The sequence below is a fragment of the Pseudomonas viciae genome (assembly GCF_004786035.1).
GTDB classification, from domain to species: domain Bacteria; phylum Pseudomonadota; class Gammaproteobacteria; order Pseudomonadales; family Pseudomonadaceae; genus Aquipseudomonas; species Aquipseudomonas viciae.
Map to the genome: position 1 here is coordinate 3,878,028 of NZ_CP035088.1, position 26,047 is coordinate 3,904,074.

Annotated in this window: 24 protein-coding genes and 1 pseudogene; 13 read left to right on the plus strand and 12 right to left on the minus strand. The window is 59.5% G+C overall.

The genetic code is table 11. The annotated features are described in order from the left end of the window. Positions 1 to 87: 87 nt before the first annotated feature. Together EPZ47_RS16720 and EPZ47_RS16725 are read right to left on the minus strand one after the other, a co-directional pair. Positions 88 to 426, minus strand: coding sequence for a response regulator (locus tag EPZ47_RS16720; RefSeq protein WP_238346638.1), 339 nt, complete (start codon positions 424 to 426; stop codon positions 88 to 90). A 20-nt stretch (positions 427 to 446) separates the two neighbouring features. Next, on the minus strand, positions 447 to 2,249 hold the full coding sequence (locus EPZ47_RS16725; protein ID WP_135845811.1) for a sensor histidine kinase: 1,803 nt from the start codon (positions 2,247 to 2,249) through the stop codon (positions 447 to 449). 526 nt (positions 2,250 to 2,775) lie between these two features. Here EPZ47_RS16725 and EPZ47_RS16730 point away from each other — a divergent pair. The 3 genes from EPZ47_RS16730 (at position 2,776) to EPZ47_RS16740 (ending at position 6,074) form a co-directional block, all read left to right on the plus strand. After that, positions 2,776 to 3,426 (plus strand): response regulator, encoded by a 651-nt coding sequence (locus EPZ47_RS16730; protein WP_135848018.1) that lies wholly within the window; start codon positions 2,776 to 2,778, stop codon positions 3,424 to 3,426. A gap of 370 nt (positions 3,427 to 3,796) precedes the next feature. Beyond that, positions 3,797 to 4,312: a hypothetical protein gene (locus EPZ47_RS16735; protein ID WP_135845812.1), complete on the plus strand. Its 516-nt coding sequence runs from the start codon at positions 3,797 to 3,799 to the stop codon at positions 4,310 to 4,312. 127 nt (positions 4,313 to 4,439) lie between these two features. Further along, positions 4,440 to 6,074 carry an ATP-binding response regulator gene (locus EPZ47_RS16740; RefSeq protein ID WP_135845813.1) on the plus strand — a complete coding sequence of 545 codons (1,635 nt, stop codon included), beginning with the start codon at positions 4,440 to 4,442 and terminating at the stop codon, positions 6,072 to 6,074. A gap of 102 nt (positions 6,075 to 6,176) precedes the next feature. Here the strand turns inward: EPZ47_RS16740 and EPZ47_RS30850 are convergent, their stop codons facing one another. The 5 genes and pseudogenes from EPZ47_RS30850 to EPZ47_RS16760 all read right to left on the minus strand — a co-directional run bounded on the left by EPZ47_RS30850 (position 6,177) and on the right by EPZ47_RS16760 (position 10,727). Beyond that, entirely contained in the window at positions 6,177 to 6,791 is a 615-nt protein-coding gene (locus tag EPZ47_RS30850) for a methyl-accepting chemotaxis protein (RefSeq protein WP_238346761.1), read from the minus strand. After that, positions 6,765 to 7,532, minus strand: a pseudogene (locus EPZ47_RS30855) (PAS domain-containing protein); the annotation flags it as partial. The gene EPZ47_RS30850 and the pseudogene EPZ47_RS30855, both read right to left, overlap by 27 nt. Before the next feature lie 180 nt (positions 7,533 to 7,712). Beyond that, a complete protein-coding gene (locus EPZ47_RS16750) occupies positions 7,713 to 8,543 on the minus strand; it encodes an amidohydrolase family protein (protein ID WP_135845815.1) in 831 nt (276 codons plus the stop codon). A gap of 27 nt (positions 8,544 to 8,570) precedes the next feature. Beyond that, on the minus strand, positions 8,571 to 9,860 hold the full coding sequence (locus tag EPZ47_RS16755; protein WP_135845816.1) for an MFS transporter: 1,290 nt from the start codon (positions 9,858 to 9,860) through the stop codon (positions 8,571 to 8,573). 135 nt (positions 9,861 to 9,995) lie between these two features. Then, positions 9,996 to 10,727, minus strand: a complete 732-nt coding sequence (locus EPZ47_RS16760) for a GntR family transcriptional regulator (RefSeq protein WP_135845817.1) — start codon at positions 10,725 to 10,727, stop codon at positions 9,996 to 9,998. Positions 10,728 to 10,975: 248 nt separating this feature from the next. On the opposite strand from EPZ47_RS16760, the gene EPZ47_RS16765 reads away from it, so the two are divergent. Next, positions 10,976 to 12,691, plus strand: a complete 1,716-nt coding sequence (locus EPZ47_RS16765) for an amidase (protein ID WP_135845818.1) — start codon at positions 10,976 to 10,978, stop codon at positions 12,689 to 12,691. 85 nt (positions 12,692 to 12,776) lie between these two features. Here EPZ47_RS16765 and EPZ47_RS16770 read toward each other — a convergent pair whose 3' ends face one another. Both EPZ47_RS16770 and EPZ47_RS16775 read right to left on the minus strand, forming a co-directional pair. After that, positions 12,777 to 14,120: a sensor histidine kinase gene (locus EPZ47_RS16770; protein WP_135845819.1), complete on the minus strand. Its 1,344-nt coding sequence runs from the start codon at positions 14,118 to 14,120 to the stop codon at positions 12,777 to 12,779. Beyond that, positions 14,117 to 14,776: a response regulator transcription factor gene (locus tag EPZ47_RS16775; RefSeq protein ID WP_135845820.1), complete on the minus strand. Its 660-nt coding sequence runs from the start codon at positions 14,774 to 14,776 to the stop codon at positions 14,117 to 14,119. Before EPZ47_RS16775 ends, EPZ47_RS16770 begins: the two co-directional genes overlap by 4 nt. A 131-nt stretch (positions 14,777 to 14,907) precedes the next feature. Here EPZ47_RS16775 and EPZ47_RS16780 point away from each other — a divergent pair, with 131 nt between their 5' ends. From EPZ47_RS16780 to EPZ47_RS16805, 6 genes are all read left to right on the plus strand, one after another. After that, positions 14,908 to 15,231, plus strand: a complete 324-nt coding sequence (locus EPZ47_RS16780; RefSeq protein ID WP_135845821.1) for a PepSY domain-containing protein — start codon at positions 14,908 to 14,910, stop codon at positions 15,229 to 15,231. Positions 15,232 to 15,316: 85 nt separating this feature from the next. Then, on the plus strand, positions 15,317 to 15,787 hold the full coding sequence (locus tag EPZ47_RS16785; RefSeq protein WP_135845822.1) for a DUF2271 domain-containing protein: 471 nt from the start codon (positions 15,317 to 15,319) through the stop codon (positions 15,785 to 15,787). Between the two features lie 24 nt (positions 15,788 to 15,811). Beyond that, the gene (locus EPZ47_RS16790) at positions 15,812 to 17,992 is read left to right on the plus strand and encodes a PepSY domain-containing protein (protein WP_135845823.1); all 2,181 of its coding nucleotides are present in this window, start codon (positions 15,812 to 15,814) and stop codon (positions 17,990 to 17,992) included. After that, on the plus strand, positions 17,976 to 18,947 hold the full coding sequence (locus EPZ47_RS16795; RefSeq protein WP_135845824.1) for an FAD:protein FMN transferase: 972 nt from the start codon (positions 17,976 to 17,978) through the stop codon (positions 18,945 to 18,947). Before EPZ47_RS16790 ends, EPZ47_RS16795 begins: the two co-directional genes overlap by 17 nt. Positions 18,948 to 19,203: 256 nt before the next feature. Next, positions 19,204 to 19,620: a helix-turn-helix domain-containing protein gene (locus EPZ47_RS16800; protein ID WP_135845825.1), complete on the plus strand. Its 417-nt coding sequence runs from the start codon at positions 19,204 to 19,206 to the stop codon at positions 19,618 to 19,620. 3 nt (positions 19,621 to 19,623) lie between these two features. Continuing rightward, positions 19,624 to 20,970 (plus strand): OprD family porin, encoded by a 1,347-nt coding sequence (locus EPZ47_RS16805; RefSeq protein ID WP_135845826.1) that lies wholly within the window; start codon positions 19,624 to 19,626, stop codon positions 20,968 to 20,970. Positions 20,971 to 21,022: 52 nt separating this feature from the next. Here the strand turns inward: EPZ47_RS16805 and EPZ47_RS16810 are convergent, their stop codons facing one another. Further along, complete coding sequence (locus EPZ47_RS16810) at positions 21,023 to 21,949, minus strand: transcriptional regulator GcvA (protein WP_135848019.1); 927 nt, start codon at positions 21,947 to 21,949, stop codon at positions 21,023 to 21,025. A 120-nt stretch (positions 21,950 to 22,069) separates the two neighbouring features. On the opposite strand from EPZ47_RS16810, the gene gstA reads away from it, so the two are divergent. Beyond that, the gene (gstA, locus tag EPZ47_RS16815; RefSeq protein ID WP_135845827.1) at positions 22,070 to 22,681 is read left to right on the plus strand and encodes a glutathione transferase GstA; all 612 of its coding nucleotides are present in this window, start codon (positions 22,070 to 22,072) and stop codon (positions 22,679 to 22,681) included. On the opposite strand, the gene EPZ47_RS16820 is transcribed toward gstA, so the two are convergent. Next, positions 22,678 to 23,601 carry a LysR substrate-binding domain-containing protein gene (locus EPZ47_RS16820; RefSeq protein WP_135845828.1) on the minus strand — a complete coding sequence of 308 codons (924 nt, stop codon included), beginning with the start codon at positions 23,599 to 23,601 and terminating at the stop codon, positions 22,678 to 22,680. The two genes, gstA and EPZ47_RS16820, sit on opposite strands and share 4 nt — an antisense overlap. Positions 23,602 to 23,694: 93 nt before the next feature. Here EPZ47_RS16820 and EPZ47_RS16825 point away from each other — a divergent pair, with 93 nt between their 5' ends. Then, a complete protein-coding gene (locus EPZ47_RS16825) occupies positions 23,695 to 24,678 on the plus strand; it encodes a DMT family transporter (RefSeq protein WP_135845829.1) in 984 nt (327 codons plus the stop codon). An 81-nt stretch (positions 24,679 to 24,759) separates the two neighbouring features. Beyond that, positions 24,760 to 25,158 (plus strand): VOC family protein, encoded by a 399-nt coding sequence (locus EPZ47_RS16830; protein ID WP_135845830.1) that lies wholly within the window; start codon positions 24,760 to 24,762, stop codon positions 25,156 to 25,158. A gap of 90 nt (positions 25,159 to 25,248) precedes the next feature. Here the strand turns inward: EPZ47_RS16830 and EPZ47_RS16835 are convergent, their stop codons facing one another. Next, positions 25,249 to 26,019 (minus strand): EAL domain-containing protein, encoded by a 771-nt coding sequence (locus EPZ47_RS16835; protein ID WP_135848020.1) that lies wholly within the window; start codon positions 26,017 to 26,019, stop codon positions 25,249 to 25,251. Positions 26,020 to 26,047: the final 28 nt, after the last annotated feature.

Sequence of the window (26,047 nt, forward strand, 5' to 3'; positions counted from 1 at the left end):
CCGTTTCATAAAATGAAATGGCGGCTTCCAGAGCGGTTGACGGGGAAATCTCCAAGGCCCGGTAGCGACCCCTTTTGGAGCTGGAGGTCAGCGCCTCAGTGCAAGCGCGACTTTTTGCTGCAAGGCACTTTGCGAAAACGGCTTGTGCAGGACCAGGTGCTGGGCGAAATCGCTCGGCAGCCCGCTGGCGCCGTATCCGGTGCTGAATACCATTGGGATGCCGCGATCGCGGAGAATTTCGGCAACCGGGAAAACACGCTCGCCCGCCAGGTTAACGTCCAGGATCGCCAGGTCAATTTCCGCCGAGCTGGCTATTTCAAGGGCCGTGACGAGCCGGGCCACTGACGCCACTACTTCACACCCGAACTCATCGAGCATTTCCTCGATCATCATGGCAATCGCGCCTTCGTCCTCGACCACGAGCACCCTGACTCCAGCGAATGGGCTCATGCCCCGGACGCGCCGATCAGAAACGAGAAGCGGCAGAAAATGCCCTGCGGGACGAAGTTGAGCTCAAATTTCCCACCCAAATCGCGCTCGATGCAGCGTTTCATCAGACGAGACCCCAGCCCTTCTCGTTTTGGCGGTGACACCGCAGGCCCTCCGTGCTCGCGCCAGTCCAGGGTCAGCAACGCTCCGTCCGGTTGAGGTTGCACCTTCCAGGTCACTGACAGCGTGCCCGTCTCGACAGACATCGCTCCGTATTTAAGCGCATTGATTGCCAGTTCATTGAGGGTCATCGTGAGATTGAGCGCGACCCGGGTGCTGACGTCGACTGAAGCACCCTGGACGTTGATGCGACTGGGCTCATGGCCGAATACCGGCATCAGCACTTCCTGGGCAAGGGAATCCAGGGGCGTATGGCCCCAATGCCGCCTCGTCAAAAGATCATGGGCGCGGGACAACGCCAGAAGCCTGGCTTCAAAACGGTAGTAACCGTCTTTCGCGTCCTCGGCGTTGCGCGCCGTTTGCGCCGCCAGGGATTGCACCGTGGCCAGGGTGTTCTTGACCCGATGATTAAGCTCGTCAATCAGGGTCTTGTGCCGGTTTTCCGCCTGTTTTCGCTCGGTGATATCGACCAGCATATTGATCGCCCCCACCAAATTGCCGTCACCATCATGCAGCGGTGTGGGATACGGAACAAAGGGGACACGGGTGCCGTCCGGCCGCTCGGCGATCGCCTCGACACCGCGAATCGGCCGGTTTTCCTTCAAGGCCACCGCCATCGGGCACTCGTCATGGGGAAGCGGGGTTTCGTCCGTGTTGAACAGTTTCCAGGTCACGCACCACATTTCACCCAACTGAGGTGTGCGACCTGACAACTCGACAGCCGCGCGATTGTAGAAGGTGATGCGGCCCTCCGCGTCGGTGGTATAAACCGCGGCGGGCAACGCCTCGAGAAGGTTACGCATATGCCGTTCGCTCTCGCGAAACTGGCTTTCCATCCGCTGGGCGATGCTGACGTCGATCGTGAAACAGCGGGTGTTGAAGAGCTTGCCTTCTTCGAACCGTCCATTGGAGGTGATCGCAACATGCTTGATCGAACCGTCTTTGGCCCTTAGGCGCGCCGGATAACTTTCCAGACAGTCGCCGCTGCCGAGTTTATTGAGGATATCACCAATAACCGGCGCATCTACATGAAACTCCGTAATGTGGCGCCCCATGTACTCTTGCGCCGAATAACCCAGCAGCGCCAACTCAGCCTTGTTGGCACGCAGGATGATTCCGTCACCACTGACGATGTGAAGGCCCACTGCGCTGTTTTCGAAAAAGTCCTCAAGCTCGGCACTCTTGCACCGAAGCTCTTCGGCCATGGCATGGTGCGCCGAGACGTCTTGAAAGCAATTGATCGCGCCTTGGATCGCCCCCTCTCGATCTTTAAGTGCGCGGATGTTCATCAGAGCCACGAACCGCGAGCCATCCGGGCGCTGGATGAGGACTTCCTGATTGCGCGTCGCAACGCCCCCATCAAGTGCCAACGCCGTCGGGCAATGTTCAAAAGCCAACGGTGTGCCGTCTGTCAAATAAAGTCGATGCGAGCCACAGAAACGATCACCGTTCTCCCCCAATGCCGGGGTTCTCCCCCACAGTTCGGCGGCCTCGCTGTTGTACCGGACGAGCCAGCCTTGGCGATCACAGAGATACACTGCACCCGGAATGGCCTCGAGCGCGCTTGTTCCTATGGAAACCAAACTGTCGTACTCGCTCAGGGTAAACGTTTCCCTGGCAAGCTCTTCAACATTCGACATCAATCAATCCTCAATCCGCCTGGCTGAAACGTCCCTGCTGTCTGTCGACCGAAAAATTATCATCCTGAGTCAGCGATCCCAGCTCGGATTAACCCGATTGAATGCGGGTACGGATATTTTTAAAAACTGCAGTGCTGAACTCTTGATCCTGATTCGCTTTGCTAGTTCATAAAAACCCCGCACCTCGTAACCGTTAGTTCTCACATCCAGGCCCGTCGGGGCGTTTCGAGGACGGTTGCGCCCCTGATCACCGTCGGGATTTTCCTGCCGCGCTGCTCGCCAATGGCTGCATTGCATCAGAGCCCGAAACCTTCAGCCCGTTGGCGTCGTCCTCCAGCGGGCACAGCCACAAACCAGGCAAACGAAGCCCCCGACCGTCGACCTCAATGGGCGCTGATCAGCCTGGCTATTCTTTTGCGTCATAGTCGTGACGGCATGCCCACACAAATGGTTGTTTCAAACGTGAAACCCGCGTTTCCAGTTTAGGTTACGATGAGCAAACGAGAAGATCAGGAGGATCTTGAGCATGACGTGCAGGGTAATAGTGGCCGATGACCACCCACTGTTTCGCGAAGGGATGCTGAAAACCATAGAACGACTTCTACCGACGGCGTCCATAGAACAAGCCGGCAACCTTGATGAGGTATTGGCGCTCGCGCGGTCGGGTGCGGAAGTGGACTCGCTGATTCTTGATTTGCGCTTCCCCGGTATCAAATCGCTGCAGGTCATAGGGCATTTGCGCAACGAGTTCAAACGCACCTCAATCATTGTGGTTTCAATGATTGACGACATCGACATTATTTCCCAGGTGATGTCACTGGGTGCAGACGGTTTTATTGGAAAGAATATCGACCCCGTCGGCATAGCCGACGCCATCATGGCAATTCGCGAAGGCGAAGTGATCGTCAGGTACCACTCGGAAAATTCGATCCTGGACGACTTGCAGTCAGCGTCGCTTACTCAACTGACCGCGCGCCAGCGCCAAGTACTGGGCTTGGTGGCTGATGGCAAGACCAATAAGGAAATCGCCAAGGCACTTGGCATTTCACCCTTCACGGTTCGCATCCATGTATCAAGCTTGCTAAAAGCCCTGGGAGTCCCGACCCGCGCGGCCGCCGCCGCACAACTCTCCAATTATCCCAGCAGTGGCGCCTGGCCAGAAAAAAACAAACCGTAGATGGGTCGGCCTTGAGCCTGTCTCCCTACAAAGCAACGGTATAAAAATATAAGTGTAATGGTCAAAAAGTTATATACAGCGTCATCCTCGCTAACCTGCTCACCGCCATAGCACACTTGTGCTATGGCCTGCTCCAGCTTTTACACTCTACTCTGTGAGTGCTCTATTAAGGCTGACGCGAGCAGTCCAAATACTTAGACAATAAATGAGCCATACGCCGGGCAGGCGACCGCGCGTATCGATGCTTTGTGGCTTGCGGGCCCTATTGGGTTAAACAGATCGATTGGCTGCGCAACGCTGGGCCAACTTCACCGCTTGTTCGGTCGAAGAATGGAACGGTCCTGAAAACAATCACTCAAGGTAAGTCTCTATGTCCTTCAATCATGGAAAAACACTAAAAAATGGAATAGCGCTGTGCGTGCTGGCTGGACTCATCAGCGGCTGTACAAACACGGGCGACTTAATGAATTCCTTGAACTCGTTGAATTCCTTGAGCGCCTTGAACTCAGGCGCCAAGAAATTCGATGTCACTTATCTAAAACAGACGATTTATCCCGGCAAGACGACCAAAACTCAGATTACCCAAATGTTCGGCGCCCCCTCGACTCAAGAACTCAACTCGACAAGTACCAGCAACGAGTCGAATTGGACTTACGCCAAGCAAGAAGAGGGTCTCGACAGGTATATGAAGTTGGCTAACAAATATGTGTCGGACGAGACGCGCATGAAGATGTATGACGCATCGGCACAAATCGCCAAAGTGCAAAAGGTGGCCAGTGACGTCAGCAGTGCAACCGGCACCAACACGTCCCAGGCCCAGGCCCAGGGGACAGTACTGACGATCTATTTCGTCGACGATGTGGTGAAATATTACCGAGTCTATTAAGGTTCAAGACAACTCGCCGACTCGGCATGCCCACTGGCCTGATCGGCCTGGTGGATAGCCGAGTCGGCCTGATTCACCCTTTCCCAGTACCTGCGCTCAATCCACCCGGTCATAAGGTTGAAGGTCAGTGGAAAAGAACAGCGAACTCAATCAGGCTACGGTACGGCTGATCGTCAGTGCCTGTGCGCTGTTGTACATCATCATCCTGGCCAGCATCGAGACCGATGACGCCGCGGCCTACACGCCGATCATCATTTACATCGTGACGTTCATCATTGCGTCGGTGTTCCTGCGCTTGCTTATCCAGCGCAAGCCGGGGCACTTCTTCTGGCGGCGCCTGTTCACCATGCTCCATGACTACGCCGGCATTGCGTTTGCCATGGTGCTGGGGGGTGAAGGTGCATTGCCCATTTACGCGGCGCTGCTCTGGGTAACGCTGGGCAACGGAGTGCGCTTCGGCTCCCGCTACCTGGCACTGGCGACCGTCATCGCACTGTCGGTATTGGTGCTGATTTTCTGGCTCAATCCATTCTGGCGGACCCAGCCGTACCTGTTCCTGATGCTAATCGTGACCACCGTCGTGGTGCCGGCCTATGCGCACACTCTGCTCAAGCGTACGCGGATTGCCTCCGAAGAAGCGATCACGGCCAACCAGGAGAAATCTCGTTTCCTCGCCCAGGCCAGCCATGACCTGCGCCAACCGATCCACTCCATTGGCCTGTTCACCGCCTGCCTGCGTGACGCCAAGCTAGGCGTGGAAGAGTTGCGGCTGGTGGATAACATCGACCGTTCGCTGCACACCGTGTCGCAGCTGTTTCGCTCGATCCTCGATATCTACACCCTGGACCACGGCAAACTGGTGCCACAGTCCGATACGGTTCACTTGGGCGAGCTGCTGCAGGACGTCGTCAAACAGAACACCGAGGCGGCACGCTGGGCGGGGGTTGAGCTGCGCTTGCGTGCCAGCCCTTACTGGGTCAACGTCAACCCGGGACTGCTGACCACCATGGTTCAGAACCTGCTGTCCAACGCTCTCAAATATGCCCCAGGCCAACCGGTATTAATCGGCGTACGCCGCCAGGGAACGGGGCTGGCCGTGGTGATCTACGACAAGGGACGGGGTATCGCCGCCGAGCATTTGCCCGAGGTGTTCAAGGAGTTTTACCGAGTGCGCCACGTACGCGACAAGGATGTCGAAGGGTTGGGGCTTGGGCTGTCCATCGTCAAGCGCATCAGCCAGTTACTTGAGGTCGATGTGCACATCCATTCCCGGGTCGGACGCGGCACCAAGGTGGCGATCAGCGGCCTGGAGCAAGCTACTCCGAAGATCCTGACGCCCAAGCTGAAGACGGTCCACAGCCGACTGAACGGGTTGCGGGTATGCCTGGTAGAAGACGATGCCAACGTCTTGATGGCGACCTCGGTGCTGCTGGAAAAATGGGGTTGCAAGGTGCAAACCCACAGCGACGACCAAGGGCTGGCCAGCGATTGCGACATCATCATCGCCGACTTCGACCTGGGTACGAAGGTTTCAGGAGCCGAGTGTATCGCGGTCATACGCGAGCAACGCGGTTGGGAAGTCCCGGCGCTGGTCATTACCGGGCATGAGATAGCGCGGATACGCGAATCCCTGCAAAGCCTGAACATCGCGGTGTTGGCCAAGCCGGTGCGACCGCCGGAGCTGCGCGCGGTATTGCTGGAATTGGTCAAGGCCAATGGACCCAGGGTGCAACTCGACGTGTCGAAAATCCCTGCAAGCTGACCCACCGCTATCGCGAGCAAGCTTGGCTCCCACAGGGAATGAGGGTGTGTATGAATCTCGCGGTCGACCCAGAATCCTGGATCGACCTGGAAGAACGCGGGTTCAGCCGACCCAGCCAACGGCCGTCTTGGGTATCACTTCGGACTCATCGAGCTTGGACGCGAACATGCTCACCGCTTCGAGTGCATCCGTCGTCCCAGCCCTGATTTGCAGGATGACCGAACCCGCCTGGTCTGCCAGCGTGACGCCCCGCAGCGCGCCTTCATGGGTGACGCTCATGCTCGCGACTGCGTCGCGGGTTTCGGACAGGATCATGCCGATCATCTCGGAAATTTCGGCTGTCGAACGGCTTGTACGCCCAGCCAACTGCCGGACTTCGTCGGCGACCACCGCAAACCCCCGGCCCTGGTCCCCTGCCCGCGCGGCCTCGATTGCCGCGTTAAGCGCAAGCAGGTTGGTCTGGTCAGCAATGCCGCGAATGGTATTGACGATGGCGGTGATTTCTTCTGAACGAGCCCCCAACTGCCCGACCAGACGCCCGGATGCCCCGATGTTGTCGGCGATCTGGCGCATTTCCTTGGCCGTCTGCTGGATGACCTGCGCGCCTTGTTCGGCGACTTTCTCAGTCTCGGCGGAGATATGATAAGCGCGGGAGGCGCCGCGGGAGTCCTCTTCGAACTTCTCTACCCGCTCGGTGATGTCACTGGCAAACTTCACGATCTTGCTCAGTTTGCCTTCGGCATCGTAGACCGGGTTGTAGCTCGCCTCCAGCCACACGACCTTGCCGTGCTTGCCCAGGCGCTTGAATTGACCGCTGAAAAACTCACCGGCATTCAGACGACGCCAGAAATCACTGTACTCAGCACCGCTGACCAGGTTCGGCTCGCAAAACATCCGGTGGTGTTTGCCTTTGATCTCGGCCAGCGAATAATTCAAGGTATGGAGGAAGTTATCATTGGCGGTCAAGACGTTACCGCTCAAATCGAACTCGATCACCGCCATCGCCCGATCGAGTGCTGTAAGACTGCCGCGTGTTTCTGCCTCACTGACGACCCGGGCAGTGACGTCGAGTGCGTACTTGACGACTTTTGCCACGCGGCCTTGCTCATCCATTACAGGGTTATAACTGGCCTCCAGCCACACGTTCTGGCCCTGGGAGGTGCGTCGCTGAAAAGTGCCGGAAACGAATTGACCGGCCCGCAGCTGACTCCAGAACTCACGGTACTCGGCACTGCCTGCCAGCGCGGGGGTACAGAAATCCCGATGGGACAGCCCCGCCAACTGCTCGGCGCGGTAGCCCATGGTTTTCAAGAAGTTTTCGTTGGCGCGCAGGACCTTGCCATCCGGGCTGAACTCGATAACGGCCATCGACCGTTCGAGAGCGCCGACTAATCCCTTGTATGTTGCCAATTCGGCTGTCCTAGCCGCCAGTTCAGTTTTTAGATTCTTATTAAACATGACGTACCCTCAGCGAACCCGGAAATTAATCGGACCTACAAGGGTATCGGCTGCCAGGTTGAGCGCTTGATACGCCACGGAGGAAATATGTTTTGACGCCAGGAAACAAGCGTCCAGACAACCTCGACCCTGGCTCAATAATTGAAATCATGCTCCAACTCTTGATCGGCGCCCTGCTCCTCAAAACCTGAACAACGACCGGGGGGCTTCTACCAGCAATGCATGCTTAAGCGGCGCCGAGCACTGCAAGGCTTGCAACTGGCTTATCACCGTATCGAACCCGACGTCTTTTTCATGCTGCGTATGTGGCCAGTCGCTGCCCCATACCAAACGGTGCGGGCCGAAACTCTGCTCCAGCAGGGACAGCGAAGCCCGGGCGAATTCCAGATTCTGTTGATCCGTCCCGGCCAATCGATAGATACCGGAAACCTTCATCCACACTCGCCCGCTCAGCCCCAACTCGATCAACTCAGCAAAACCTGGTTGATCGGTGCCCAACCGCGCATCAGGACGGCCGAAGTGATCGATCACCAGCTTGATGCCAAAGGGCATCAACTGACGAATCAACCCTGGCAAATCCTCGGCATGGCGGTGCAACTCGACATGCCAATCCAACTCAGCGAGGTGGCCGAAAAAATCTCTCCAGGCGGCGTCGCGAAAGTCAGGCAAGGCTTTGCCCATCAGGTTCAGACGCACGCCGACCACGCCCAGCCGGGCCATGTCGTCCAACACGGTGCGGCTGACCTCTCGCTCCAGCACCACGACCCCGCGCAATTGCGCCGGAGCCTGCCGCAATGCCGCCAGCAGGTAGCGGTTATCGGTACCGAGAAAGCTCGGCTGCACCAATACGCCATGGCTCAGGCCATGGGTTTGCAGATGTTCGAGGTACTGCGCAAGCGTGGCGTCATAGTCGGGGGTATAACGCCGTGCAGTGGCCAGCTTCAGCTCACGGCTGAACACATGAGCGTGGGCATCGATGCCGGTGATCGGCTTGGAACAGGTATCAAGCATGGGTTTCATCTATCGAGGTGAAAGTCATCAGGCTCGGGCGCTCTCGGTCCCGCCGGCAGAGGTTTGCACCGATGCCGCCGAGGCTTCAAGGCTGCGGCCTCGGGTTTCCGGCAAACACAGCGCCGCGATCACGGCTACGCCATAGGCGATCCCGGCATCGATGCCGATGGCCGAACCCAACGACATGGAGTCGCTCATGTGACCGACCAGGAACGGAAACAGCGCCGAGAGCACGCGGCCAAAGTTGTAGCAGAACCCCACGCCGGCACCGCGGACATCCGCCGGGTACAACTCGTTGAACAGCGCTCCGAGACTGGCCGGAATGCCGGCGGCGAAGAAACCGAGCGGGAAGCCCAGGAACAGCATCTGAGTGTTGGTCAGTGGCAGGAATACATAGCACTGCACGGTCACCACGCAGCACAACGCGAACAGCACGATGTTTTTGCGCCGGCCTATGCGATCGATCAACAAGCCACTGACCACGCAGCCACACCAGAAGGCAAAGATGATCACAGCCAGGTAGCCGCCAGAGTTGAGCACCGACAGGTTGCGCTCGGTCTTGAGAAAGGTCGGCAGCCAGGTCATCACCGCGTGATAACCGCCGTGGGCGCCCAGGCCCAACAGCCCGCCAAACAACGTCACGCGGATCAGTTCAGGGCGAAAGATGCCGGCCAGGGACTTGAAAAAACTTTGCGGGATGACTTTGTCTTTTTGCAGGCGCTGGAAGCTGTCGGGCTCCTCCACGTTGCGACGCACCCAGATGATCAGGAACGACGGCAGCAGGCCAACGATGAACATCACCCGCCAGGCCATGTCTTGTGGCACAAAAGAATAGATCAGCGTGAAGACCCCGACCGCCAGCCCCCAACCCACTGCCCAGGCGCTTTGTACCGTGCCCATGACCTTGCCGCGATACTTGGGATTGATGGTCTCGGCCATCAATACCGCACCGGCGGCCCATTCCCCACCGATCCCGAACCCCTGTAGCGCCTTGACGATCAACAACTGATGAAAACCGGTGACGAATGCGGACAGGAAGGTGAAGCACGAGAACCACAAAATCATCCACTGCAGCGTGCGCACCCGACCGTAGCGATCCGACAGCGTGCCACCGACCCAGCCACCAATGGCCGAGGTGACCAGGGTCACGCCGCTGATCAGCCCCGCATCGCCCTTGCTCAAGGCGAACGCGGCGATCAATGCCGGAATCGCCAGGCCGAACATTTGTACTTCGAGTGCGTCAAGGGACCATCCGCCGAAGCAGGCCCAAAACGTTTTGCGCTCCCGCGCAGTGACTTGGCGATACCAACTGAACATGATTTTTATCCTTATAAATGGAACGAAAGGCAGCCGAGAGCGAACCGCGCCGCTGCAGGGCCAGTCATGGCAAACACAATGGTTAAAACAGCGGCCACCGACGGGCCGCTGAACGCTCCGTCAACCCGGCATGGGTCAGCGAATTTCCACGCTGTAGCGGAAATGCTCGGCATGCCCGCGAGAGCGACGCCACTCCAGGGGGGTGCCGGCGTAATCACGCGCCAGGCGCTCGATCACCACCACCGGACTGTTGACCGGTACCTGCAGCAATCGCGCGTGCACCTCATTCACCGATTCGGCGGTGAGGGTTTCTTCGGCATAGGCGACAACCTGGCCGCAGGTTTCTTCATAGATGGGGTAAAGCAATGGCCCTTTCTGACTCAAGTCGATCTCGAGCAACGGTTGGAAGCGGCTACGCGGCAACCAGATTTCTTCGGCGAGCACCGGCTTCACATCCAGCAGACGCACACGCACGATACGAATCACCGGTGCGTCGCCCGGCAGCCCCAGCGCCTGGGCGACTGCCGAGGGTGCCGGCACTGGCTCGATAGACAAGATGCGGCTCTCCGGCACCCGGCGTTCACCGGCAGCGGTTTGAAACCGGAAGAAACGGAACAGCGAGGACTGAAACTGAGGCCGGCGAATGAAGGTGCCGCGGCCTTGCTGGCGCTCCAGCACGCCCTCGCTGACCAGCGCATCGACCGCTTTGCGCACGGTGCCGGTGGACAGTTGGTATTCCGCCGAAAGCGCGGCCTCGGTAGGAATCGCCTCCCCCGGACGCCAGCGATTGTTGGCGATCTGTTCGGCCAATTGGTCGCGCAGACGTTGATAAAGCGGCAAGCGGACATCGCTGGAGAGAGAGTTCATTGACCTTATTCACCTTGTTATCTAGTCATATATATGAATATGGGTGGCGAGTATTTGCTCAGGCTGGATCGTTGTCAAGAATGAACCGAGTACCTTGTGGACCAGTGGTGAAGAATCCATTACCGAATAGACCCTCAGACTGCAGGCGTAGTACAGTGGGCAAAAGCCGATAAATATCCACTTTGAGATGCCAGGATCTGATTTTGTACGGCCCTGCACTGTCATCCCTCTGCCGCGACGGTAATAGCATGATCGAAATCACCGAAGTCTCCATTGCCCAACTGCGTGCGGCCCTCGAGTCCGGCCAGACGACTGCGGTCGAGCTGGTCCAGGCCTATCTCGCCCGGATCGATGCCTACGACGGCCCCGACACGCCCACCGCCCTCAACGCCGTGGTGGTTCGCAACCCCGATGCGCTGGAGCAAGCGCAGGCGTCCGATACCCGTAGGGCCAAGGGCCAGACCCTGGGTCCGCTCGATGGCATTCCCTATACGGCCAAGGACAGTTATCTGGTCAAGGGCCTCACCGCCGCTTCCGGAAGCCCGGCGTTCAAGGACCTGGTGGCCTACCGTGATGCGTTCACCATCGAACGACTTCGCGCCGCCGGGGCGATCTGCCTGGGCAAGACCAATATGCCGCCCATGGCCAATGGCGGCATGCAGCGCGGGGTCTATGGCCGTGCGGAGAGTCCATATAACGGCGATTACCTCACCGCACCGTTTGCCTCGGGCTCCTCGAATGGCGCGGGTACGGCAACTGCGGCCAGTTTTGCCGCATTTGGGCTCGCAGAAGAAACCTGGTCCAGTGGACGCGGCCCGGCGTCGAACAATGGTTTGTGCGCCTACACCCCTTCGCGTGGCGTGATCTCGGTGCGCGGCAACTGGCCGTTGACCCCGACGATGGACGTTGTCGTGCCCTACGCCAGGACCATGGCTGATCTTCTCGAAGTGCTGGACGTAGTGGTGGCAAACGACCCTGACACCCGTGGCGATCTGTGGCGCCTGCAACCCTGGGTGCCGATTCCCAGCGTCGACTCGGTTCGTCCCGCCTCGTATCCGAGCCTTGCCAGTGGCATCGGTGCACTCGCGGGCATTCGCTTCGGTGTTCCGCGCATGTACATCAACGCCGACCCAGATGCGGGTACGGCGGACACGCCCGGCATTGGTGGTCCGACAGGGCAGCGAATCATCACCCGTGCCTCGGTGATCGACCTCTGGAAAGAGGCCCGCAAGGCTCTCGAAGCCTGTGGTGCCGAAGTGGTCGAGGTGGATTTCCCGCTGGTGTCCAACTGCGAAGGCGATCGCCCCGGTGCCCCGACGGTATTTACTCGTGGCCTGGTATCCAAGGCGTTCATGCACCACGAGCTGTGGGACCTGTCGGCCTGGGCGTTCGATGATTTCCTGCGGGCCAACGGCGATCCGAACTTGAATCGTCTGGCCGATGTCGACGGACCGAAGATCTTCCCCCACGACCCTGGCACCCTGCCCAACCGGGAGGACGATCTTGCCGCCGGCATGGATGAATACGTGAAGATGGCCCAGCGGGGCATCACGCCTTGGGACCAGATCCCGACCCTGCCCGATGGACTGCGCGGACTCGAAGAAACCCGGCGAATCGATCTTGAAGACTGGATGGATCGGCTTGGCCTGAATGCGGTGATCTTCCCCACCGTTGCCGATGTCGGGCCGGCAGATGCCGATATCAATCCGGTGTCTGCCGATATTGCCTGGAGCAATGGCGTGTGGGTCGCCAACGGCAACCTCGCCATCCGCCACCTGGGCGTACCCACCGTGACAGTGCCGATGGGCATCATGGCGGACATCGGCATGCCTGTCGGGTTGACCTTTGCCGGACGCGCCTATGACGATTCGACGCTGTTGCAATTGGCTTCGGCGTTTGAGTCGATGGGATCCAAACGGATGATCCCACCTCGGACGCCACCACTGGGGAGTGGCAAGCAATAACTTGGGGGCGGGCTCAGGCCCGCCCTTCTCCTGGCGATAAAACCAACGCCCAACACGCGAGCGCATGGCAGGCCAAGCCTGCTGTTCAACCTTCGATCGTCGAGGCGAGCGGTAACCAGACGCCGACTTCGAATCCGTCCTGCCGGCCCTTTGCCGGTGATGCCAGCATGATTCGTCCGTTCACCCCTTGCACAATCGTTTTGACAATCGCCAAACCCAACCCCGCCCCGCTGACTTCACTCTGACCGCGCACGAAACGTTCGGTCAACTGCTGCAATACGGGTTCCGGCACCACGGGCCCGCCGTTGACCACCCGTAGCAACGCCTGGCCAGAGAGGCTGACTTCAATGGGTTGAGCGGCCGCACCGTACTTCAAGGCATTTTCGATCAGGTTGCGCAAAAGGATCCCAAAAGCGTCCGGGTCAATGGTCGAGTACACACTGGCCTGCGTAGGAAGCTGCAGCTCGATCTGCCGATCACTGCTGTGACGCCACTCATCGACCACATGGGCCAGCAACGGAATGAGGTCCTGGGGCGCCTCCGACAACAGTCCTCCGCCCTCGGCCTTGGCCAGTTGCATGAGTTTTTCCGAGAGCCGCGCCAATTCGCGTAGCGAGTGTTCGATTTTCGCCGCACGCAGCCGCAACGGGCCCTCGGGCGCTTCATGGCGCAGGCGCTGGACCTGGGCCAAGGTCGCGGCCAATGGCGTGCGCAATTCATGGGCGCTGTTGGCGGTAAAGCTGCGCTCGGCCTCCAAGGCCTTGCGCAAGCGCTTGAGCAAATGGTTGACCGCATCCGCCAACGGGCTGATTTCCGCCGGCAGGTGCGACACCTTGATCGGCGACAGATCGCCCGCGCCACGGGTCTCCACGGCACGCCGATAGGCCAGCACACTGCGCAGGCTCATGCGTACGAACAACCAGGTGCCCAACAGGCTGACGGGTATCAACGCCAATAACGGCAAGAGCAAGGCCAACAAAGCTTCCCGTGCAGCCTCACGGCGATGCCCAAGGGGCTCGGCGATTTCGATGAACACCGACTCGCGCAGCGCACTGGCGCCATACAGACGGTATTTTCCAGTGGTGGAGAAGCCTTCAATCGGTTGTTTGCTGAAGATTTTCGGATTGGCATCGTGGGACTGCATCAGGATCCTGCCCTGGGCATCGCGGACCAAGTAGGTCAGGTATTCTTTGTGCATTTTCAGCGCTGCCACCAGTTGCGCCTTATCCGCATCTTCACGATTACTGATTTCCAGCACGGCCAAGGGCAGGATCCGCTGCGCGGTCTCCGCCAGCGCACTGTCAAACATCTCATCCAACTCATGCTGCACCACCCGCCATGTGCCGACGGTCGCGGCAAGCCAAAGCACAGTCATGCCCAGTGTCAATCCCAGGCAAAGGCGTTTTTGCAGGCTGAACGAGGCACTCATGGGGATATCAACCGATAGCCCATGCCACGCACGGTTTCAATGAAGTCGCGACCCAGCTTCTTGCGCAGCCGGCTGATATAGACCTCGATCGTGTTGCTCTCGATCTCCGCGCCGAAGGCATACAGGCGCTCTTCGAGTTGCGTCTTGGACAGCAACGCGCCGGGACGCTGGACGAATGCCTCGAACAACGCCCATTCCCGCGCCGTCAGGTCCACGGACACACCGGCCCGCTGGACCGTCCGAGCACTCATGTCGATGTGCAGCTCGCCGATTCTGATCTGCGGGTTGGGGTTGCCACTGTACCGACGGGCCACCGCCGCCACACGGGCCGAGAGCTCAAACAGGTCGAACGGCTTGACCAGATAGTCATCGGCTCCGGCATTGAGCCCGGCGATGCGATCGGATATCTGGTCCTGGGCGGTCAGGATGATCACCGGGGTCGCATCCCCTGCACCACGTTGCTGGCGCAGGAAATCCAGTCCGCGACCGTCCGGCAGCATCAAGTCGAGCAGGATCAGGTCGTAAGGGGTCGTGCGTACGCTGTTGCGCGCATGAGCCAGGCATTGCACCCAATCGACGGCGTGGCCGTCATCGGCGATCTGTTCGCGCACCGCCTCCCCCAACCTTGGCGCGTCCTCAACCAATAAAACCCGCATCTGGCAGCTCCTGTGATGGTGGTCGTGCAGCACCTTATCCGCCTTACCTGACGTGAATCTGAAGATTCAGCTGGTTGTCAGGAATGCACCGTAGGGTATGCCAACGAAGAAACCCCGGCAGGAGACAGATCATGAAACCAGGCTTTATCGCCAGCACTGCGCTGGTGAGTGTGCTGATAAACGGCTACGCCTTGGCCGATGACGATTGCAGCGAACCGGTCAGCGACTGGCAACCACGGGAAACCTTGCGCCAGCAGGTAGAACAGCGACACGGCTGGAGCGTGCAGCGCATCAAGGTCGATGACGGTTGCTACAAGCTCAAGGGCCTGGACCGCAAAGGCAATGTCATCGAAGCCCGTTACTCACCGGCGTCGCTGCATCTGCGCAAGCTTGAGATCTACTTCCGCGACGATGACGACGCCAGGGATTACCTCGACCGTGCGACCACACCGTGACATTTCGACACGCTTGCCCGGCCTTTCAGGTTGCTGTCAGCAAGCCGGTACAGGCTCTGGACCTAACGATCAAAAGGACAACCCCATGAAAAAGATTATCGCTGCAACCTGCCTCGCTGGCGCCATCGTTCTGCCGGGGCTGGCTCAGGCCCGTGAGGTGACGCTGACGACCGCGCTCAAGCGCTACAGCGGAAATGATGCCTACCTGGCGATCTACCTCACGGACGCCAGCGGCCAATATCAGAAAACCCTCTGGGTGGCCGGCAAGAAGGCCAAGTACTACAAGCACCTGGCCGACTGGGCCCGTGGCAGCAAGATGAGCCCGAGCGAGTTCGACGGCGTCAGCGGCGCCAGTGTCGGCAGTGGAGACACGCTCAAAGTCAGCGTCGAGCTGGCAGACACCCTGATCGACGCCGGGTATCAAATCCGTATCGACAGTGCCGTGGAGGACAAACGCGATGCTCGGGCCGATGTCGTCGTGCCTCTGACGACTGAAGGCGCGGGCAAGCCGGCGGCGGGCAATACCTACGTCGAATCCTTTACTTACGATTTGTAGCACCTACCTTTTCGGAGGCCGAACATGCTTCGCCAGCTCCACTCCCTGCCCGGCTTGATCGCCGCCGTGTTGGTCATGCTCTTGGCCATCAGCGGCGCGATATTGTCTGTCGATCCGGCCCTGGAACGCCTGAGCGGCACCGCCACCAGGGCCGGGCAAGTCAATGTCGGACAGTTGGCCGGACGCGTTGCCAGCCACTTTCCGGGCGTGGAGCAGATCCAGCGCACAGCGTCCGGGACCGTCATCGTCTACTTCAATCAGGCCGGCCAGGTCGGGGCCGAAAAGGTCGACCCACTGACCGGGCAAGGCCTGGCTCCCTACGAACCTTCCGCTTTCTCGCGCTGGATGAAAGACTTGCACCGCTCGCTGTTTCTTGGCACACCGGGCCACGGGGTGGCGGGTGTCGGCGCGCTGTTCATGCTGGTGCTATCAGTGTCCGGCGCGCTGTTGCTGGTCCGGCGGGTGGGCGGCTGGCGCAACCTGCTGCGGCCGTTGCAGGGCAATTTCAGCCAGCGCTGGCACGCGCAGGTTGGGCGCCTGGCGTTACTTGGGCTGCTGCTATCGGCACTGAGCGGGCTCTACATGTGTGCCACGACCTTCGATTTCATCGCCGACGGCAGTCAGGGCGAGCCCGCATTCCCCGACCACATCAGCGCAGGCCCGGCCTTGCCGGTGGCGAACCTGCAAGCGTTGCAGGCCACCGACCTCAATGACCTGCACGAGCTCGTCTATCCCAGCCCGAATAATCCGCAAGACGTGTTTTCCCTGCGCACGGCCCAGGGCGACGGCTACGTGGACCCGGCCAGCGGCACCCTGCTGTCCTATCAAGCCCATGACTCGATGCACAACGTCTACGAATTGATCTATCAGTTGCACACCGGTGAAGGGCTCTGGTGGCTGGGCCTGTTGCTGGGCCTCTGTGCCCTCTGCGTGCCCTTGATGAGCATCACCGGCATCCTGATGTGGTGGCGCCGCCGCCAGGCCGGGCCGAACATCCGCCATAACAGCGCTGCGCAAGCCGCCGACAGCGTGATATTGGTGGGCACTGAGACCAACACTACCTGGGGCTTTGCCAACGCCTTGCATGATGCCTTGCACCAGGCCGGTCACCGCGTGCATAGCGCGGTGATGAATCAATACGCCAACCACTACATCAACGCTCAACGGGTGTTCATCCTCACGGCGACCCACGGTGACGGCAATGCTCCGGCCTCGGCTTCGCAATTCCTGGCACGACTGGCCGAAGCCGGGCTCAAACCTGGCCAGCCGTTTGTCGTGCTGGGCTTTGGTGACCGACAGTTTGCGCAGTTCTGTCAGTTTGCCCATCAGGTGCAGGCAGCCTTGGTGCAAGCCGGTGGCGCGCCGTTGATGGACTTGGAAACCATCAATCGCCAATCGTCCCAGGAATTTGCTCGTTGGGGCCACGCCTTGGGTGAAGCGCTGGGGCGCGACCTGACGCTGGTCCACACCCCGCGGCAGCCACAAACCCATCAACTGGTGCTGGCCGAGCGCATTGCCTATGGCGAGCAGGTGGATGCACCTACACACGTACTGCGGTTCAAGGCGGCGGGAAGGTTGCCGGACTTTGAAGCCGGAGATCTGGTGGGCATTGTGCCGCCGGGCAGCCCCATCCCACGCTTCTATTCCCTGGCCTGCGATTCACAGGACGGCGTGTTGGAGATCTGTGTCCGCAAACACAAAGGCGGCGTGTGCTCGGAATATCTTCACGGCTTGCACATCGGCGCGCCGATCCAAGCCTTTATCCAGCCGAACCCACAATTTCGCCCCGCGTCGGGCGCTCATCCGGTGATCCTGATCGGCGCCGGTACCGGCATCGGTCCCTTGACCGGTTTTATCCGCAACAACAGGGCCCACCATCCCATGCACTTGTATTGGGGCGGGCGCAATCCGACCTCGGATTTCCTTTACGAATCCGAACTCAACCATTATTTGGCGGACCACCGTCTCACGGCATTGCACGCCGCCTTTTCCCAGGTCAAGGACCGTTCTTACGTGCAAGACCGGCTGATCAGCGACGCCCTGATCTTGCGCCGGCTGATTGAGAAAGGCGCCCAGGTGTTGGTATGCGGCGGTCGCGAGATGGCCAAGGGTGTGATGCTGGCCCTGGATGAAGTGCTGGCACCGCTCAACCTGAATGTGCGGACCCTCAAGGCACAAGGACGCTATCGTGAAGACGTCTACTGAATTGCAACGCTACAGCCTGAACGGCGAGACCATGGGCACCCGCTACACCGCCCTGTTCTATGCTGAAACCGAACTCGACACCCGCACGATCAGCCACAGCCTGGCGGGCGCCGTGGCCCGGGTAGACCAGCAAATGTCGACCTGGAAACCCGACTCCGACCTCAACCGCCTCAACACTGCGCCTTTGCAGGAATGGATAGCAGTGCCCGAGGAACTGGCCACGGTCCTGTCTGCGGCGTTGCGCGTCAGCCGGCAATCGGGCGGCGCCTTCGACATCGCCATCGGCGACCTGATCGACGCCTGGGGCTTCGGTCCCGGCGAACGGTCGATCACCGAACTGGCGCTCGATGGGTTGCCCGCACCCACTCGACGCTCGACCAGTACAGCGCTGATCGTTGATTCCCAACGCAACCAAGTACGCAAACAGGCACCGCTGAACCTCAACTTGAACGGCATCGCCAAAGGTTTTGGTGTCGATGAGCTGGCCCGCTGCCTGGACAGGTACGGCATCACGCGCTACCTGGTAGGCATTGACGGAGAGATGCGCGCCCGCGGCAGCAAACCTGACGCGCAGCCTTGGGCCGTGGCCATGGAAAAGCCCTGTCGAGGCGTGCGTGAAGTCATGGGGGTGATGGAACTCTGCGACGCCGCCATCGCCACATCCGGGGATTACCGACATTGGGTCGACGTCAGGGGGCAGTCCTTCGCCCACACGATGAACCCGGCCACCGGCGCCCCCCTGTGCAACGCACTCGCGGCCGTCACGGTGGTGTCGGGCTCATGCATGCTCGCCGACGCCTGGGCCACAGCTCTGATGGTATTGGGCGAAACCCAAGGCCCCCGCTTGGCACAAGAACGCGCGATGGACGCATTGTTCGTTGTGCGCGACGGTTCGCAGTTCAAGGAAATATCCATTGTCGGGGGACAACTGCAGGCTCAGGTCCAAACGCGCTGACGCCGAGTCTCGCGGGTTGAGGGAAGAACGGCCATTTATACACCAGCCGGAGACGGCCATCGTGCACTCGCCTCACAGCGCAAAAAATTGCAGCCATGTGCTGAGTGAGTGCAATTAACAACGTTTAACTCGCACGCTCGCGCCCCACGCCCAAGAATGAAGCCATCTCTCTGCCCAGACCTGCTTTCTCAAGCGGGAAACGGCCGGCCCACCGCGCGGTGCGCCGGGCAATTTCCACTGACACGGAATTTTTGTCATGGCTCACGCATCGCACACCACCGTCAGGGCGCCGCTCAAGCCAACGCGCAAAACCAGCACCGGAGGCCTGTCTCCCTGGCGCGAAAGCCTGGTCAAGAAAATGATTCTCGACGGCCTGAGCGACACCCTGGAAATTGCTGAACTGGCCAAGGCCTGCGCCCTGTCCCGCAGTCATTTTTCCCGGGCCTTCAAGTGCAGCACCGGCCAGTCTCCCCAGGCCTGGATCCGTGGTCAGCGTATCGCCCGGGCCAAGCAACTGATCAGGGAGACCGAGCTGACCCTGACGCAGATCAGCCTGGAATGTGGGTTCTGCGATCAGGCGCACTTTTGCCACATCTTCACCCACAGCGAAGGCATCAGCCCGTTTGCCTGGCGGTGTCGGGTGTCGGCAACTCATTTTTCACCCGGGAATTGAAGCATGTTGTTTGCACCGAAAAATGCCGCCTCAGAGTTGGCATCCGTCTCGCTGAAACCGCTCTGGCTCCTTGCAGCGCTCACCCCGGCGATGGCCGCGCAGACCACGCAAAGCGCGCCTGGGTTTCTCAACGGGGCGAGCCTTGAAGTGCTCAGCCGCAACTTCTACCTCAACAGCGACTACCGCTCCCCGACCCCAGCAGGCAAAAGCTACAAGCAGGAATGGGCCCAAGGCTTCATCGCCTCGTTCGAGTCCGGCTTCACCCCCGGCACGATCGGCGTAGGCCTCGACGCCCACGGCTTCCTGGGTTTGAAACTGGACGGCGGCAAGGGGCATTCCGGTACGGGGCTTCTGCCGTTGGATGATGAAGGGCGAAGCGAAGAGCGCTATGCCAGTGCCGGCGGCGCGCTGAAATTCAAAGCCTCCAAAACCACCCTGGCACTCGGTGAAATGACCGTGGAAAACCCGGTATTCGACACCGCAGACAAGCGCCTGCAACCGGAGTACGCCAGCGGCCTGCTGCTCTCCAGCCGTGAGTTCGAAGGGATCGACCTGCAAGCGGGTCATTTCAGCGCGTTCAAGAATCAGGACGCCTCGACCGGCAAGGGCGATTTTTCCGGCTATGGGGCGACGACGCGCCACGGCGCCATCGATTTCATCGGCGCCGACTTGCTCAGCGGCCAAACCCTCGGTGGTGCGCTCTATGCCTCCGAACTGAGCGACACCTGGCGCCAGTACTACGCCAACCTGCACACCACGCTTGGCGAGCTGTTCCTCGACGGCAACCTCTACCACACCCGCGACGATGGCAAGGCCATCGCGGGGGCCATCGACACCACCGCCTATAGCCTGAGTGGCAAATACCGGATCAATGCCCAGGCGTTCACCCTGGCCTATCAGAAAATCAACGGCGACACGCCCTTCGATTTCGTCGGCGGCGACTCCATCTACCTGGCCAACTCGATCAAATATGCCGACTTCAACGGCCCCGGCGAGCTCTCATGGCAAGCGCGCTACGACCTCGACCTGGGCACCTTGGGCATCCCCGGCCTGAGCTTCATGGCCCGCTATGTGACGGGACGCGGGATCGACGGCAGCCATGCCCCCCAAGGCGGTGCGTACAACCCGTTCGATACCGACACCGGCAGTTACCGTCCACAACAAGGTGACGGCGGACGCCATTGGGAGCGCGACCTGGACCTGCACTACATCGTGCAGTCAGGCCCAGCCAAGGACCTGTCGTTGCAACTGTCCCACGTCACCCATCGCGCCAACAGCAGCCAGGCCGGCGATGACATCGACCGGCTGTATGTCGTCATCCAGTACCCGCTCAAGCTGGGGCCGTTCTAACCCCGCCGTAGCTGATACGAAATAGGCTATCCGTTATGTACACATGCTCGAATCAACCTAGCACTTCACTGATTTTCGGTGTGTCCGAGCGACTCACCAGGTCCATCAACCAGGTTCTAAACGCCTGCACTTTTTTCGAGCTTGCCGATTCAAGCGGCGTCACGAGGTAGAAGCCCAGATCCGACTTCAACCTCAGGTTGAACGGTGCCACCAACCGTCCCGCTTTCAGGTCGTCATCAACGTAGCTCGAGCGTCCAATGCAGACACCCAAACCGTCGATGGCGGCCTGCACGGCCATCATGGCGAGGTCGAATGTCAGCCGAGCGTCTTCGGCAAATCTTGTCGGTTGACCCGCCGCACTCAACCATAGGTTCCAGTCGTCATGGGTCATCCCGCTGACCTGCAGCAATGTCTGATTGGCTAAATCAGCGGGACTGCTCAACCCATTGCGCCCCTCCAGCAACGTGGGACTGCACACTGGAAAAATCTCATCGGACATCAGCCAATCCGCACGCAAACCTTTCCAGTCACCGAAGCCGTAGCGAATCGCCGCGTCAATTCCACCCTTGCGAAAGTCCACCAGCTCGGTGGAGGCCGTCACGCGCACGTCGATATCGGGAAATGCCTCCTGGAAAGACGCCAATCGCGGCAACAGCCATTTGGAGGCCAAGGACACCAGGGTACTGATCGTCAGCACGCTGTTATTCCCGCCGTCCAGCAGTCGCTCCGTGGCACGGCGAATCTCATGAAATGCTGAGCTGATTCCGGGCAAATAAGCCTGGCCTTCACTGGTCAGGGCCAGGCCGTCTTTGAGTCGCAAGAACAACCGAACGCCCAGTTCGTCTTCGAGTCGCCGGATTTGATGACTTACGGCTGTTTGAGTGACGTTCAGCTCCTCTGCGGCCTTGGTGAAGCTCATGTGCCGGGCAGCGGACTCGAAGGCTTTCAAGCCATTAAGAGAGGGGGTTTTGGCGGCCATATGACTTGCAGCGCTCATGAGATTTTGTCATAGGCTAGCAGCCAATAAGTCCTTTGCAAAATGAACCCGCTCTCACCGATTCTGGAGGCGTCGAGACCTATCCGTTCGTGAGGAAACACCGTGAAATTGTACTTTGCCCCCATGACCTGCTCCTTGTCCCCGCACATCGTGCTGCGAGAACTGGGCATCGCTTTCGAGCTGGTCCGGGTTAACAACCAGACCAAGCAAACCGCTGACGGGCTGAACTTCCTGGACCTCAATCCCAAAGGCTACGTCGCAGCCTTGGTACTGGATAACGGCAGCGTGCTGACCGAGGGGCCTGCCATCGTTCAGTATCTGGCCGATCTTGTCCCGGGCAATGCCCTGGCACCGGTCAATGGCACCTGGGAACGGGTTCGCCTCCAGGAGTGGCTGAACTTCATTTCGTCGGAGATCCACAGCGGTTGCGCGCCACTGTTCAACGCCGATATCCCAGAGCCGACCAAGGCCCTGTTCAAACAAAAACTGTTCAAGCGCCTGGACTACCTGAGCCTGGCGCTTGAAGAGCAGGACTACCTGATGGGCACCTTTGGCCTGGCTGATGCTTACTTGTTCAGCGTACTCAAATGGTTGCCGTTCTTCGATATCCAAGTTGAGAACTGGCCGGTGTTGGCGGCGTACATGGAACGGATCGAGGCACGCCCCAGCGTTCGGGCTGCCATGGCTGAGGAAGCGGCAACTTCACCGGTTTAACAGCGACTGGTCTGGCTATCACTTCCCAATTCACCTTCAAGCCAGTCGATCAGCGCCTTAACCTCAACCCGATCGTCCCCGCCCGGCCGGCTGAAAACAGAGACCGCCTCAGGCAAGGGGACACTTTCTACGCAAGGTCTCAGCAACGCACCGCTTTCAATCAGCCTTTGGGCGGTGCGCCGCCACCCCAACGCGATGCCATGCCCCTCGACCGCTGCCTGGAGCATCAAGGGGTAGCTATCGAACACCGAGCCCTTGGAAGCGTCATCCAACGTCTGCCCGAACGCCTGGAGCCAGCCATCCCACTGCATCCAATGAGGCGGCGTGGCGCGATAGTGCAAAAGGCTGTGGGACGGCAGGTCACTGACTTGCAGCGCCTTGCGGGTACGCAGGTAATGGGGACTGCACACCGGAAACACTTCATCAGCCGCGGTAAACATCAAACGATGAGCACCGCTGGGACGTCCCGTGCTTTGCAGGGCCACGTCAAAATGCTCATTGAAATCAGTCAACGGTCGGGTGGAGGTGGCCACCTGGATCTCGATTTCCGGGTATCGCTGATGGAACGTCGAAAGGCGCGGCATCAGCCAGTAGAACGCTTCGCACAATTGGCACAGTAAAACGACACGGTTTTTACCTGGCGATTGACGAAGGCTGACGGCGCTGGCGCTGATGCTTTGCAACGCGTTGCTCACCACACGTCCCAGCTCACGCCCTTCCTGGGTCAAGAAGACGGCGCGGTTGCGACGGCAGAAAAGCTTCAGCCCCAAGTCCTCTTCAAGCCCGCGAATCTGCCGACTGATCGCCGCTTGGGTGATGTGCAGCTCCTCGGCGGCTTTGGAGAAACTTTCCAAGCGCGCAGCCGCTTCGAAGGGCAACAAGCTGGCCAGCGGCGGCAATGACTTTCCAAGGCTATTCATAATCAGGGGTAATGCATCCAGGGCCGAGAACTCGTTTGTAGCATAGCTGCGACGCTGTGCAACATGAGCTGACTGCCTTATGGATATGCGTGAATGCCCACTACTGACTCGAACACCCTCGCCGGCGTGACCCTTGCCGTCGTCGCGACACTGAGCTGGGCATTGAATTTCATTGCGCCTTACGTCACCGGTGTCTACACGATCTACGATTTGATGATCATACGGTTCCTGATCGCCGGCGCGCTGGGCGTGGCTGTCGTGGTCCTTTATCGAACCCAACTTAAGCGTCTGCGCCGCGACCAACTGTTTCGTGGTGCAAGCCTCGGGGTCATCGGCTACCTCGGTTACAGCACCTGCATTGCCGCAGGCGTCATTTTTGGCGGGCCGGTGCTGACCCCGGCGTTTATTGGCATGGTGCCGGTATTGCTGGCATTGCTCGGCAACGCCACCCACAAAACCGTGCAATGGCGAAGACTGGCGATACCACTGGCTTTTTTAACGGGCGGGCTATTGCTGTCGAACATCGGCAGCATCAATCACTTTTCGACCGGCGACGGTTCATGGCTGCTGGGCTTGCTTTTCTCGATCGCTGCCGTGGTTTTGTGGCTGGTATTCAGTTGGTTGAACCAGAGTGCCCTGGTCAACCTCCCGGCCAATGCATCAGGTGCCTGGACCGGGCTCATGATGGTCGGCGGGGGAATCGGCACCTTGTGCTTGTTACCACTGGTGCAGGCGCTTGATCTTCTCAAGCTCCCGAGCCTGGGTTTCAGGGGTTCCCTGGCGGGACACTTGTATGCCTGGGGCTTCGTTATCGCGCTGATGTCGTCAGTCGTCGGGGCCTGGGCGTGGAACGCGGCCTCCCGACGCCTCCCCATGGTGCTTTCCGGGCAGTTGATATCCCTGGAATCGCTATTCGCCACGCTATTGGGCTTGGTGTTTCATCAGCGGTTGCCAACACTTTTAGAAGCGTTGGGTCTTGCTGGCGTGCTTGTGGGGGTGGTGATGGCTGTTCGTATCATCCTGACGTCCACTGCCCCCGACAGAAAAGCCTCCACCGCCGGGCCATGCCTTGACTGAAACGCTTGAAGCAAGCCCCTTTCACCGCTAATCGATTCGCGCCAAACTCATTCGCTCTCATAGGCAAAACGGTGAGTCATCATGATCTCTCATGTATTTTTAGGTATCGCTGATTTTGACCGTGCCTTGGACTTCTACGCAAAGATAATGGCCGAACTGGGCCTCAAGTTGAAATTTTGCGACGCCGACAAAGGCTGGGCCGGCTGGGTTTCTGAGTCGTCCCCCCGACCGATTTTCGTGATTGGAAAGCCCTTCGACGGCAAGGCAAACGCGCCCGGTAATGGTCAGATGGTCGCGCTACTCGCACCGAGCCGAGAGATCGTCAGGAGCAGCCACGCAACAGCCTTGGCATTGGGCGGGACATGTGAGGGAGCGCCGGGATTGAGACCCCACTACCACCCCGACTATTACGGCGCCTACTTTCGAGACCTTGACGGCAACAAGCTGTGTGTCTGCTGTCATGATCCGGTATCGGATTGATCTGTCGTCATGGACCGATCTGCCGGCGCCACCAGGACAGATCGCTGCCTTAACCCGACGCAGAAGCCGTCCGACCTTGCAAACAAATGACTAATCAAAGCGGCCAACAGCAAGATGGCCGACCTCAGGCCGTGCATACAAATACCCTTGCATCAGTTCGATACCCATGCCTAACAGCATTGAGCTTTCTTCACGGGTCTCGACACCTTCGGCGATGACTAGAATTCCCAGGCGCCTGGCGACCAGGATGATGCCTTCAACGATCGCCTGTTTGACGGGGTCTTGATCGATAGCGCGGGTCAACGCCATATCGATCTTCAGCACCTGAGGCTGGAACATGGCCAGCAGGTTAAGGCCCGAATAGCCAGAACCGAAATCGTCAATGGCGGTGGTGAAGCCTTGACGTTCGTATTCCACGAAAATGGCTTTGAGATGATCCGGGTCGTCCATCTTTTCGCCTTCGGTCACTTCGAACATGAGCCTGTCCGGCGGGAAGTTTGTCAGGCGCGCGGCTTCCAGGGTGGCCCGGATACAGGTCTCGGGCCGGTACACCGCGTTGGGCAGAAAGTTAATGCTCAACAAGCAATTGGGGATGTCCAGAATGCCCAATCTTGCCGCTTCTTCGATGGCCTTCACGCGGCATGCCTGATCGAATCGGTAACGGTTGCCGTCGTTCACCAGCCCCAGAATGTAGCCTGCCGACTCGCCATTGACGCCCCTCACCAACGCCTCATAGGCAAACGCCGCGCGCGTCCGGACGTTGAAGATCGGCTGAAAGGCCATGGTGAAATCAAACCCCAGCGCCTCATGGTTACGGCACTCGGCGCAACCGAGCGATTGGAACGCAGAGCCTTTCGTCATGATCAGTCTTCCGTGTCGGGAATGGCGC